Origin of the sequence: Dorea ammoniilytica (assembly GCF_025567415.1) — a bacterium.
GTDB classification, from domain to species: domain Bacteria; phylum Bacillota; class Clostridia; order Lachnospirales; family Lachnospiraceae; genus Claveliimonas; species Claveliimonas ammoniilytica.
In genome coordinates this window covers 21,922-34,973 of the sequence record NZ_JAOQJV010000021.1, presented here as the reverse complement: position 1 = coordinate 34,973, position 13,052 = coordinate 21,922, and the positions used below count along the sequence as shown (strand labels likewise).

At 41.3% G+C, this 13,052-nt stretch carries 11 protein-coding genes; 4 read left to right on the top strand and 7 right to left on the bottom strand.

The features are described from left to right. Positions 1-165: 165 nt before the first annotated feature. Positions 166-897 carry an adaptor protein MecA gene (locus OCV65_RS12110; RefSeq protein WP_262582258.1) on the top strand — a complete coding sequence of 244 codons (732 nt, stop codon included), beginning with the start codon at positions 166-168 and terminating at the stop codon, positions 895-897. A 71-nt stretch (positions 898-968) separates the two neighbouring features. Here the strand turns inward: OCV65_RS12110 and OCV65_RS12105 are convergent, their stop codons facing one another. Both OCV65_RS12105 and OCV65_RS12100 read right to left on the bottom strand, forming a co-directional pair. Next, the gene (locus OCV65_RS12105) at positions 969-1,181 is read right to left on the bottom strand and encodes a DUF1858 domain-containing protein (protein ID WP_118384562.1); all 213 of its coding nucleotides are present in this window, start codon (positions 1,179-1,181) and stop codon (positions 969-971) included. Between the two features lie 443 nt (positions 1,182-1,624). After that, the gene (locus tag OCV65_RS12100) at positions 1,625-2,539 is read right to left on the bottom strand and encodes a C40 family peptidase (protein WP_262582257.1); all 915 of its coding nucleotides are present in this window, start codon (positions 2,537-2,539) and stop codon (positions 1,625-1,627) included. Between the two features lie 352 nt (positions 2,540-2,891). Here OCV65_RS12100 and OCV65_RS12095 point away from each other — a divergent pair, with 352 nt between their 5' ends. The 3 genes from OCV65_RS12095 (at position 2,892) to trhA (ending at position 5,075) form a co-directional block, all read left to right on the top strand. After that, positions 2,892-3,290 carry a Fur family transcriptional regulator gene (locus tag OCV65_RS12095; RefSeq protein WP_118384564.1) on the top strand — a complete coding sequence of 133 codons (399 nt, stop codon included), beginning with the start codon at positions 2,892-2,894 and terminating at the stop codon, positions 3,288-3,290. Positions 3,291-3,369: 79 nt separating this feature from the next. Beyond that, positions 3,370-3,912, top strand: coding sequence for an NADH peroxidase (locus tag OCV65_RS12090; RefSeq protein WP_262582256.1), 543 nt, complete (start codon positions 3,370-3,372; stop codon positions 3,910-3,912). A 500-nt stretch (positions 3,913-4,412) separates the two neighbouring features. Further along, positions 4,413-5,075 (top strand): PAQR family membrane homeostasis protein TrhA, encoded by a 663-nt coding sequence (trhA, locus tag OCV65_RS12085; protein WP_262582255.1) that lies wholly within the window; start codon positions 4,413-4,415, stop codon positions 5,073-5,075. A 72-nt stretch (positions 5,076-5,147) separates the two neighbouring features. Here trhA and dinD read toward each other — a convergent pair whose 3' ends face one another. The 5 genes from dinD to OCV65_RS12060 form a co-directional block, all read right to left on the bottom strand. After that, positions 5,148-6,017, bottom strand: a complete 870-nt coding sequence (gene dinD / locus OCV65_RS12080) for a DNA damage-inducible protein D (protein WP_262582254.1) — start codon at positions 6,015-6,017, stop codon at positions 5,148-5,150. A gap of 389 nt (positions 6,018-6,406) precedes the next feature. Further along, positions 6,407-6,670: a GIY-YIG nuclease family protein gene (locus tag OCV65_RS12075; protein WP_118384494.1), complete on the bottom strand. Its 264-nt coding sequence runs from the start codon at positions 6,668-6,670 to the stop codon at positions 6,407-6,409. Positions 6,671-6,809: 139 nt separating this feature from the next. After that, positions 6,810-11,186, bottom strand: a complete 4,377-nt coding sequence (locus tag OCV65_RS12070) for a Spy0128 family protein (protein ID WP_262582253.1) — start codon at positions 11,184-11,186, stop codon at positions 6,810-6,812. Positions 11,187-11,318: 132 nt separating this feature from the next. Beyond that, positions 11,319-12,095 (bottom strand): M23 family metallopeptidase, encoded by a 777-nt coding sequence (locus OCV65_RS12065; protein WP_262582252.1) that lies wholly within the window; start codon positions 12,093-12,095, stop codon positions 11,319-11,321. Between the two features lie 42 nt (positions 12,096-12,137). Continuing rightward, positions 12,138-13,025: a SpoIID/LytB domain-containing protein gene (locus tag OCV65_RS12060; protein ID WP_262582250.1), complete on the bottom strand. Its 888-nt coding sequence runs from the start codon at positions 13,023-13,025 to the stop codon at positions 12,138-12,140. Positions 13,026-13,052: the final 27 nt, after the last annotated feature.

Sequence of the window (13,052 nt, the reverse complement as noted above, 5' to 3'; positions counted from 1 at the left end):
AGAAAAAGGATTGTTATACACTTGGGAAAAATAAAGCGAATTCTATTCTATCTTAGGGTCTCTCTAATCTTTCCCAACTGACAGTAGGTTTACACCATCTTTTAGATTTATTTTATTGAACATTTATAATTTCCTATGCTATACTGTCTAAAAGGAAGTGATAATATGAAAATTGAAAAGATTAACGACAACCAGATACGCTGTACTTTAACAAGAGCAGATCTGGCCGACAGACAGCTTAAGCTGAGTGAACTGGCATACGGTTCAGAAAAAGCAAAATCACTTTTCCATGATATGATGCAGCAGGCAGCTCACGAGTGCGGTTTCGAAGCAGAAGATATTCCTCTGATGATCGAAGCAATTCCAGCTTCCGCCGATTCGATTGTGCTGATAATTACTAAAGTGGAAGATCCCGAAGAACTGGATACCAGATTTTCCAGATTCTCACCGGCCGGTGGCGATTGGGATTCCAAACGAGATGGCATTTCTCCGAAACTTGACGGTGCAGAGGATCTACTGAATCTTCTTGGAAAAGTAAAAGAAAGCATCTCTGCTGTACCCGGACAGGAACAGACTACACCGGATACGACAGATAAGAAGCCTTCCGATCTGCGACTGTTCTCATTTGGTACAATGGACAGTGCGATTTATGCGTCTCAGCTCCTTGGTAAGATGTACCACGGTTCGAACACTTTATATAAAGACACAGATGCAGATATGTTCATTCTGGCATTGACCCAGTCTGATCATACATCAAAAGATTTTAACAGAATCTGCAATATGCTGTCCGAATATGGTTCTCAGGAGAATTCCTCCGGAGCAACTCTTGCATATCTGGAAGAGCACTGCGATATTATTCTCGCAGCCGACGCTGTTCAACAGCTTGCACAAATCTAATTATAAAAAACCGGAGGTCCATATGGGCTTCCGGTTTTAATTATGCTTTTCTACATATATATTTTTATATACTATGCATTCAGAATAGCATTCAGTTTCTCTGTCAGAAGATCTGCGTCAATGCCATGCACCATAGCTGCTTCCTCAATAGACTCTCCCTGAGAAGATGGGCATCCGATACAATGCATTCCAATCTCCATAAGAGCTCTTGCAACATCTTCAATCTTATCTCCACTGGTCATTAATAATTCGCCAATTGTAGTCTCCTTATTAACCTGTGCCATGCTATCGCCTCCTTTATCATTTCTGTAAGCATTCCTTATTATATCCGCTTTTTCCCATTGTGTAAACATTTAAAAGCCGTTTCTTTATAAAATTTGACTATTCAAATGTCAAGATACATTTCTCTTTTTTTCGACATTGTTCAAATTTTATTATATCTCCACAAAACACTCGTTCTTTTGTTTTCGTCGAGTAATCAACCAAAATCGCACATTTTAATGTTGATAATGTTGATAAGTGATGATAAAGTACGGTTTTTTCACGGATTTTCTATTTTTTAATGTTGATAACTTTCCAAACTAATGATGACAATTTTTTACAACTTTTTCCACTTTTGTACATTTTTGTGTATTTTGTACATTTCCGCTTTTCTGATACCATTACATAATAGTATACCCTTGTTACATAAAAAAAGTGTGCAAAACAGGCACACTTTTTTCACATTTTATACCACTCTTCTTACCGTTTTTATACTCATACAGGTAGCCGGAATAATTCCGATACCTTTGGATGGATTAATTGCATTCACAATCTGATCATTTCCTATATATATGCCTACATGTCCCTCATATAATATAAGATCTCCCGGCATAGCTTCTTCATAACTGATTCCAGTTCCTGAATATTCCTGATCCCATGTCGTTCTTGGAAGATTAATTCCAAAATGTTCGTACACAGACTGAACAAATCCGGAGCAATCTGCTCCATTTGTCAGGCTCGTCCCACCCCACACATAAGGATTCCCGATAAACTGACAGGCATAATCTACAATCTGCTGTCCAAGTGTCGATACATTAGCAGCCTGCTCCGCTGCCTGCCGGGCCGCTTCTTCTTCAGCCTTTTTTCTCTCCTCTGCCAGCCTTGCTTCTTCCTCTTCTCTGGATTCTGCACACGGTACTGCTTCCGTAATATGCTCAGCTGACGATTCGGACATAATCTCATCCGCCCGTTGCCAGGCTTCTTCTCCCGTAATAATATACTTTGTGTATACGTAGCCGGTTACTGATCCGGACTGCACCCTGGTCCACTCACCCACAGGACCGATAATCTCCGATGCCGAGCCCGGATACAGCTTACCAACCCATTCACTCTCTCTGGAAGGCTCGCTCCTTATAAAGAGAAATGTATCCGCATCTACATTTGTAAATGCCATTTTAAAATACTCACCTTTTATCGTAGGTGCCAGATAATCCGATACCGCTGTCTCTATTCCAGTCGAGTATGTTTCATTCTGTACCTTACTGGTTCCCACTTCTGGCACAGCCACCTGATTATCCGCAGCTCGTACCCTCTCCCCGGGAAACATCATTGTTCCAACTGCCGTAACTAAGAGCAGTCCGTTTCTAAGACTCGAATTCATAAACATCCTCCTTCTTTCGTCTATGTCTTCTTGTCTTTTGTACGCCTGCAATCAGGCCGGCCGAAATACATCGTCGCCAAATGTTACAGAATTGTTACAACTAATACTTTGCCATTATAACAATGCTTGTATTCTCTGTCAAGGCTTACTCCCAGCATTTACAGCTATATTCTCTTACATTTTGCTTGCAATTTCCTTATATTTCCACATCATCTTCTCTGATTTTATTACGTAAATGTTACATTTTGTCGTTTTTAATTATTTTCCAAAATATCTATTGACAAATCGAACTTTTCATTCTATAATTCAATCATAGTAATTATTACTGTTATTGATTTAAGGAGTAAAAGAGATGGCTACATTAAAATACAGCAGACAGCGAGAAGTTATAAAAGAATATCTGGCCAGTACCAAAGAGCATCCAACTGCTGATACGGTATATCTGCATGTACGTAAGACATTTCCAAAGATCAGTCTTGGAACCGTCTATCGCAATCTGAATCTCCTGGCTGACACGGGTGAAGCACTTAAGATTACAACACCTGACGGAGGCGTAAGATTTGACGCTACCACTACCCCGCATTATCATGTACTTTGTTGCAAGTGCGGATGTGTCCAGGATCTGGATATGAAGCCAATTGACACATTAGATGAGCAGGCACAGCAATGTTACAATGGAATCATCCGATCTCATTCAGTCTTATTTAATGGAATCTGCAGTCAATGCAGTAAGGAACTTTCAACACATTGATTTACTTCAGTATAATTACTGATTTAAATATAATAACTAATAATGTTAATAATTTTTTAAAGAAAAGGAGATAAAAGTTATGAAAAAATTTGTATGTTCTGTATGTGGTTACGTTTACGAGGGAGAAGCTGCACCGGCTGAATGTCCAGTCTGTCATGTAGGCGCTGACAAGTTCATCGAGCAGGGCGAAGAAAAGACCTGGGCTGCTGAGCACGTTGTAGGTGTTGCAAAAGGTGTCAGCGAAGATATCGTTGCTGACCTGAGAGCTAACTTCGAGGGTGAATGCTCCGAAGTAGGTATGTACCTTGCAATGGCAAGAGTTGCTCACAGAGAAGGATATCCGGAGATCGGACTGTACTGGGAGAAAGCAGCTTACGAAGAAGCTGAACACGCTGCTAAATTTGCAGAGCTTCTTGGCGAAGTTGTAACAGACAGCACAAAAAAGAACCTCGAGATGAGAGTAGAAGCTGAAAATGGCGCAACAGCCGGTAAATTCGATCTTGCAAAACGTGCAAAAGCTGCTAATCTTGATGCAATCCATGACACAGTTCACGAGATGGCAAGAGACGAAGCTCGTCACGGCAAAGCATTCGAAGGACTGTTAAAGAGATACTTTGGCTAAGCTACAAGCCATGCAATAAAAAAGGATACCATACACCGAGGGAGTTTACTCACAAAGGTGTGTGGTATTCTTTTTTATTATACGGCGACAGCCGTCCATGAAATAGACCGTTAGGTCTATGAATGGGCATGGCGTTTTAATAGACTTAGCGACAGCCCAACAGCGAAAAGTAGCGTAGCGGATTTGAGCTGGCTCGGCGTAGCTGATTATACGGCGACAGCCGTCAGTGAGAATCAGCGTAGCGGATTCGATCTGGCATGGCTCACTACTAGCTATTTTTTATTTTATACTTATTGGGCGACAGCCCAACAGCGAAAAGCAGCGTAGCGGATTTGAGCTGGCTCGGCGTGGCTGATTATACGGCGACACCCGTCCATGAAATAGATCATTTTTTCTTTTCATCCTTGATTTTTCTTTCTCCTTGGTATAATATCTATATATACTACATATAGTTTTTAATACTACTTATCAAAATATAGATATTTCAAGGAGGTATTCGTATGTCAGACACAATCAAAAAACATGTAAAAGATCCAGGAAGTGCAATCACTCATTTTATAGGAATGCTCATGGCGGTATTTGCTGCTGTTCCACTAATTATCAAAGCAACACATGAGCCAAGTCCTATTTACGTTGTCTCTATTGCAATCTACGCAGCAAGCCTTATTTTATTATATGCAGCAAGTACGACCTATCATACTTTCGACCGGTCAGAAAAGATTAATACAATTCTCAAAAAAATCGATCATATGATGATCTCTGTATTAATTGCCGGAAGCTATACACCTATCTGTCTACTTGTACTTGGCGGAAGGCTCGGAATCATTCTGTTGGCTATCGTCTGGAGCATTGCTATTGCCGGTATTTTGATTAAAGCTTTTTGGGTATACTGCCCGAAATGGGTATCTTCCGTACTGTATATTGGAATGGGCTGGACCTGCGTCCTTGCATTCACTCAGCTTTTGAATTCCATGTCACCGGCAGCCTTCGGATGGCTTCTTGCTGGTGGCTTAATCTACACAGCCGGAGGCATTATCTACGCATTAAAGCTTCCGATTTTCAACATGAAACATAAAGATTTCGGAAGTCATGAGATTTTCCATCTCTTCGTCATGGGCGGAAGCATCTGTCATTTCGTAGTAATGTATGCATTTGTTTTATAATCCGATTAATTTAATCATTTTAATGAAAACGCAAAAGAGTTGTATGATATCCCTTTTGCGTTTTCTCTTTTATCATATTTCCATTTCTGAATCTTCCAATTTAGCATATTCTTTTTTGATCTGTAAGATACTTTTGTCTGGCGTCGGAAGATCTTCCGGCATCGTTCCGCCAATATCTTTAATCGTTTCTCTTACTTTCTTTCCTACTTCAAAATGAATCTGATTAGCCTCATTCTTTCCGACAATATGCTCTCTTTTTAACTTTTCATTAGTCTGAGTCGCCCTAAAAAGATTCGCCGCCAGTTCTGTACTTCCCATATGATCTAATATCTTCTGACTCTTCTTCAATCCTTTTCGCTCATGGATTTCTTTTACTCCTAAGCCTCCATACAACCCCTGATAGCCGCGATTCTGAAAAATAGCATAATCTTTTGGTTTCTCAATTCCTGCCATACGTGCCGTCTCTGCAAGAGACTTGTTATGTACTGCCAGCTCCCCTCGTATCTCTAATCGCTTTTTATCTTCTGATAAATCTTCAAATTTCTCTGCTAATTCCTGCTGTCTCGTCTTCACAGCAAAATAGGTCTGACCTAATGCAATTACTTTTTTCCTGGAATCTCCATTCTGCACTATAAGATAACAGGCGTAGCGTGAGAGTTCATAATCCTCCAGCGTTCTCGTTGCCCCTGATCCTATATCTACCATTTTGCCGACGTTGGCAAAATGGTCTGAAACATCATTTCCACTATTCTGGCAGGCATCCTTTGCCTTATTGATTATATTCTCAAATCTACGCCACTGTTTATACTCCAATGCTGTCTGTAATTCTCGCGCATACCAGAATTCCACTCCGTATTCATTCACATGCTTAATTGACTCAAATATAGATTCCGTATAATTACTTGATGCTTCTGCTAACATTTCCTTCCTTTCTTTATCCATACTTTCTCCTCTTTGCATTGCGTTTTTCGTCAACTTTTGTTAACAACAACGCTATCATACAAATTCAATAATTTCAAGTATTATATTTATTTTTCTTATATGTTATACTCTTGACACAACTGGGAAGGACAGCTTTCCATCTGTTTCGGAGTATCACGGAAGAGGTGGTGTCTATGAGTACATACGAAGAATTTATGATCATACTTACTGCATGCAGCTTGCTCGTAGCAATTCTGAATTATACACATAGAAAATAGCCGTCCTGCTCCCGCCAAAGAATAGGACGACCATCTCTATAGTTACTTAAATATTTGCCTGGAGCGGATGGATTGCATCCATCTTTCCCAGTTGTTTTGTTAAATGTATTATAACTGCTTTTCCTTCATGTGTCAAATGGTACACATATTTTTATTCTCTATCAGCTTCTCTTTCTGTTTCCTTGTAAGCTGTTTTATTGAATACTCCCTTTTCATGGCTTCGGCTTTGGTTGCGTATTCTTCGTAATATACCAGTTCCACCGGGCGGCGACTGCGGGTATACTTTGCACCCTCGCCGTCATTATGCGCTTTCACACGATGCTCAAGATCCGTTGTCCAGCCAGTGTATAATGTTCCGTCACTGCATTTTACCATATAGGTATAATTCCGTTTCATGTTATCTCCCCGATTTCTTATCATTTCCAGAGATAACTATACTCCATATTACGGTATATACGCAACCTTTCTGCCCATTTGCCAGCCGTAAGCCTTTGCAATTTCTGATACCAGATCCCCCAATCCGGTATGATTACTTTTATCTTCTCTTTCTTCTGATAATCACCATGCTGACTGCTGCCGCTGCTGCGATCATAAGAACCAGATAAAGTACCATATGACTGTTGTCTCCGGTAGCCACTCCTCTGCGTGCTTTATCTGGCTTCTTTGGAGTATCCGTTGTTTTACCATCTTTCGGTGCTTTGTAACTATTAGTAAATACGATATCGTCACTGTCTGTTTCTGCTGAAAGGGTACCCTCGCCGTTATCACTTACCTTAACCGTAACTTTGAATTCTCTCTCGTCATATGTAATGCCTGTCTGCTTATCGTTTACTTCCGACACGGTATATTCATATGTACCTTCATCCTCAAATTTCAGATTTTCGAACTTGATTTTTCCAGATACATCATTTTTTGCTTCAGCAATAACTTTACCGTTGACATCTTTTAACTGGAATGTAAACTCTCCATCTTTCAAATCTTTGCCTGTCAGCTTTTTAACCGCTTCAATCGTCACGGTAGCCGGTTCTGCCTTGTAAATGTTATTGAAAGTCACAGTATTTCCTTCTGCAGGAACCAGTTCATCATTTTCCTCAGACGATATCGCCTGATGTGTTACTCCGAGAGTTCCGTCGCCATTATCGGTTATCTGTGTATATACCAGATAGCTATGATCATCATATGTAACACCCGTTTCGCTGCCTTTCACTTCGCGAACCGTATAAACATGGCTGCCCGGCTGTGTATATGTAATACTGCTGAATACTACATTGCCGTCTGCGTCATTACTTCCTGTTGCCACAACATTACCATCTTCCACCAGTTCGAAGTTAAATTCGCCTTCTTTCAGTGTTCTGCCTTCCAGTGTCTTATTGACTTTTACCTGATCGGTAATGCTAGATGGAAGCTCACCGACACGATATGTATTGGTAAAGCTAAACAGAGGTCCATCTGCCGGATTTCTTGTTACAGTAAGATTACCGTTACCATCATCCGTCAGAGTGAGTTTGAATGTTTTGCCCGTTGATGCATTTGCATCATTGGTCACGCCTGCTGCACTGCCAGATTCTGTAACCTTATATTCAAACTCTTTGGTTCTCACTCCATTGTCAGTTGTTATTACATCCTGAAGAAGATCTGTTGTAAATGTGATTGTCCCAAAGTCCACATTTCCAGCTGCATCATTAACTGCTGTGGTCTGCGCCGGCATCGGTGCACCCTCTGTCAACGCTTCCAGCGTAAATGTGAATTTGCCTGTAATATCCGCTGGTGTCAGACTGGTATCATGTGCCAGTGTCTTGCTTCCCTTAATTTCCACTGGTACAGGTTCTGTACCATACTGATTTACAAATTCAAATTGATTCTGTCCGTTTGGATAATTGGTAACCGCTGTCAGGACACCATTACCATGATCTGTCACTGTTACGGTAAAATCATAAGTTCCTGTTTCTACACTTATCCCATTTGAATTTGTCCCGTTTTCGGTATCCTCATATATCCGATAGCTAAGTGTATATACCGTATTACCGTCAGCATCTGTAGATTTCACAGCATACCCTGCCTCAACTGCTTTATCAAGTACTACTGCACTTGCTCCGGCTGCTGTATCCGAGGTCTTATAGCTGATGGAGTCAAATGCAATGCTTCCATCCGCTCCATTCTGCTTTTCCTGCAATACTGTACCGTTGCTTCCATCTGCCGGTCTGGTCGTAAGTTTAAACTGAAATTCTCCAGCTCGCAGATTACGTCCATGCAATGTTTTCTTTGCAGAAATATCTGCTTTTGTTCCACCCGTAACTTCTGTGGAGGCATCATAGCGGTTGGCAAATACCGCCCTGTCTGTTACATCAGAAGCAGCTCCATTATTATAAGTAACCTCTGCTTTAAGTTTTCCGATATTCTCAGTATCACGTGTCACAACTATCGTCACCTGTGCAGTATGACTATCGTATGTCATTCCACCTGCCTGTGTCTGAGGAACTGTTTCATTGATATTAAATGTATAGGTTCCCTCTTTTGTAAATGTCACATCACCAAACTGGAATGCCTTTGTAGCTCCGTCTTTTGCTCCCGCTACGATGGCTTTATCGCCATTTGCTGCTATCTTAACTTTCTCATTCTGTATCGCTGTTTTAGTATCGTCATCTGCCGCTGTCAGAGTGAATTCAAATGCTTCATTTGCCTTCATATCTCTTCCGATAAATGTTTTACTTCCCTTAAGAGCTGTATCTCCAGTCAATGTCACTGGCTCATCCGGAAGTCCGATTGTCAGACGGCCATTATTGCCAAGATAAGTGGTAATATGTGCACCTTTGTAATTCTCGTCCCATACAGGATTGATGGACTTTGAAGCTGTATTAGTCTTATTAGCACCTTCCGCTTTGTCCTCTGCAAAATATGTCAGACTTGTAGTTCTCGGTGTTCCTGCCGGAATATAATACTCTCCGCCAGTATTCTTTGTTGCATAATTTCCAAGCATCAGATTGCTGTTGCCAGGAATGGTTACAGTATTTGTTCTGCTGACTGCTTTCCCATCATCACCCAATACGTAATAATTCCGCTGATAATAATATGTCGTTGCTCCGGTAGTATCAATACTGCCTGTTGCCGGAGTGGTACATGATTCATCCGTATAGAGCACTGTATCATTCTGGAAATAGTAAAAATCATTTGTTTCTGCAGGTTCAAACTTCGCATATGCACCTACGCCACCGGATTCTGCACCTGCCTGATTCTGATCATATTTATTGCTGTAGAAATGTACTTGATGATTCTCATCTTTATTCGCATCAATATATGCTTTTAACTGCGCATCCGGATTTGCAAGCTTCTCTTCTACGCCTGCCTTAAGGCTCGCATCATAGAACAGACGCATCGGATACGTCTCATCTATAGTCATGCTTCCATCACTCTTAACTTCATAATATCTGAGTGGGATGAGATTGGCCGGAATCTTAACCGTAACAAGATCGCCTGTCTGCAGCTGGTCTTCACCGGCTGCCTTTTCTACCGTAATCTTAATATCTTCCAGATTGCCTTCCGGATATACATGGTTGGTATCCGGAATCTTATGATTAAAGGTATATGTCACAACAGTTTTACCGTCTTTAGTAGTTTCCGTCTTATCCGGATTTTTATACAATTGATTTGCGTACACCAGGGTATTGATGTCATCCACCTGCATATAATCGCCAAGCTGATCGGTAAGAGTAATGAATCCAGCATCACTTGGATCCTCACCCTGATCGACCTGGGTAGGTGACTGCGCAGAAGATATAATTTCATCTTCAATCTGAGTAAAGATATTTTTCAGTTCATCTGCTTTTGTTGCTACTTTGTAATATGCCACATCCTGACCTTTACTATCCTTCGCACGGGTTCCCAGCTTCTTATATGTCTCCGCATCCGGATAATTGCTGGACAGACCATGCATAAATGCATTAAATTTTTCTTTAGCACTCCATGATCCACTTCCGGAATGTCCGGTAATGCTGACATCCGCACCGCTAAATATACCAATGGTGTAAATATCTGCATCTGCTTTTATCGTTTTTGCAGATGTGATTGCATCGTTAGCCACATCATCATCAAAACCAGACTGGTGATTCGGCTCTCCATCTGTAAAAAATATAACAACTCTTTTGACATTCTTTCTATCAGCGTTATTATTCGCATCGGTTTTACTCTGATCCACAAGCGTCTTTGTCAGATCCATCGCATAATCAGCTGCTGTAGCGCCTGCTGAATGAAGTGAACTGACTTTTGTCTTCAATTCTGATTTATTTCCACTTGTGTAAGCCTTATATCCACTGACAACCTGCGTATAATTATACCAATATAAGCTTTGCCTGTACTGGTCATTTCCAACTTTACTCGTCTTATCACCGGCAAACTTTACAACTGCGATACGATTCTGCTTATTCTTATCTGCCCTTTGATCATTGACAGTTGCTGAACCGTCAATAAAACTGTTCACTGCCACTTTAAGTGCATCTATTCTTTTGGTTCTGTCAGCACTGCCCATCGGATCATCCATACTTCCCGATACATCAAGAACCAGTACGATATCCAGCGGCACTGTAGTCTGCCCTGTAATCTTGGCAGTCGAAGATAATGCAGACAACCCTACCAGAAAATCTGAATCAGCACCTTTCTTGATCGTTGCTGTGCCGGACTCTTTTTCCCGGCTGGTAAGAGTCACATCACCTGCCGATACAGACTTGTCCGTCCATATACGCCCCACATTCTTTGTACTGTCATCCAATGCATTTGCATCGTGCCAGTTATTTATAGTTACATTGTCTGCCGTTGCAGTCCTGGCAGCATTCTCTGCGGCATTCACCTGCTGTGGCCATAGACTAAATACCATGACAGCTGCAATGATAAATACCAATAACGACGTCTTCTTCTTCATCTTCAGCTCTCCTTCCGTTTTTATTCTTTTATTATATAATGCTTTCTATTTTTTGACAACGTCCGTTTTTGAACAAGTTTGGACATTTACATAAAAACAACAGGAGATTTCTCCGAAATCTCCCGCTTTCTGTTATTCTCCCATATAGTCTGTCGGATTCACCGGCTGTCCATCTTTCTTCATGGCATAATATACATTACAGCCCTCCAGTGAATAGTATTTGGTCGGCTTGCTGACATAGCCCACTACCGTATTTGCTTCAACGGTATCTCCCACATTCAGCGGTACCTCTTTCAGTTGACCAATCAATAGTTCATATCCATTTCCCAGATCCAGATTAACCGACGTACCAGTCTGTGCGGTTACATCGATCGACTTGACAATACCCGCTGCTCCTGCGATCACCTGATCTCCTTCTGCTCCGGAAATAATCAGTGCCGGATTATACTTGAACTGATCCAATGTGGAAAAATACACGGTCTTATCCATGCTGTAATTCATAATTACCTGTCCGTCTACCGGCCATAACAGCTCACTATCTTCGGTAAAATGATAAGATGTACCACTTCCAGATGTCGCTACACTTCCTGTACCGCTCTGATCTGTTCCTTCCGTACTCTGATTATCCTCTTCCGACTTGTTCTGTTCCATCTTTTGATCCTGTTTTTCGTCATTCTGATTCTCAGTATCTATCGTCAGCTTGTCTGTATTTGCTGATTTTGCCGATACCTTGCTATTACTATCCTTTTTTTTCGTGCTGTCTGCCTGCTGCTCCTGTTCATCCTGCTGTCCGGATTTCCGATAATTCGTCAGTGTATAAGTTCCTGCGATTACCACCGCCGCTACAAAACAGAGCGCAATACCTATAGACGCACGCCTTCTTGCCGAAGGCTTTTTCCTCTTCTTCATATTCATCACCTCTGGCTATATTTTTGCCAGAAGCAGGGCTTCTTATTCAGTACTGTTCACAATATCTGCAACTTCTTTTAATTCTGTTCCTTCGAAAAAATATTCCAGAATTTCATCATATGTTTTACCATCTTTTGCCATTTTATTGGCCGAATACTGACTGAGCCCCAGTCCATGTCCTACACCCCGTGTAGTCACTCTTAGCTTCCCATCGTATTTCTGAAGTACAAAACTTCCGGATGCCAGCTTATATTTTTCACGAAATTCCTCTCCGCTCATAGTCTCATCTCCCACTTGCACAGAAGTTACATATCCTGCTGTATCCGTTTCCGTAACACTGACTTCCATATCATCCAGGATCTTCGTCTGAATCTGTTCTCTGGATTCTATATCATATGGACACTCTTTAATTTTCAGATATGGATAATCCTCATTCCCAAGCACCTCTTTGCCGTCTCTTGTATTGCCATTAGTCAACCGGCAATAAGGTACATAAGCAAGCTGTTCTCCATACATCAGTACTTGTCCTTCCGTGTCATCCCATGCATTTTTCAGACGGTTATAATTCTTCCTATAGCTTCCAGATCCCCACTGCTCACGCATGTCATCATTTGTCCAGTATCCATCATTGAATACCGTCTGACTTCCATTATCCTTAATCTGTGTATATACGGTTGTCCGCACCAGAACTGCCTGTGCTCTCAGTGCTTCTTTTTCATACGAGACCGGAATTTCTTTTGCCATCCTTCCGATACAGTAATCCTCTAAAGGCACATCCATTTCTTTCCCGTCACGCTCTGCTTTCACCTGCATGGTATCTACTGTTTTGGATGCAGGAACTGCCTGCCCATTCATAAATACGGTAATCACATACGGTAACAGCACGATAATAATCAGATATGAACCCAGTCGTTTTAATTTTTGTAGCATAAAAAATCCTCCCATAGGATTCTATGA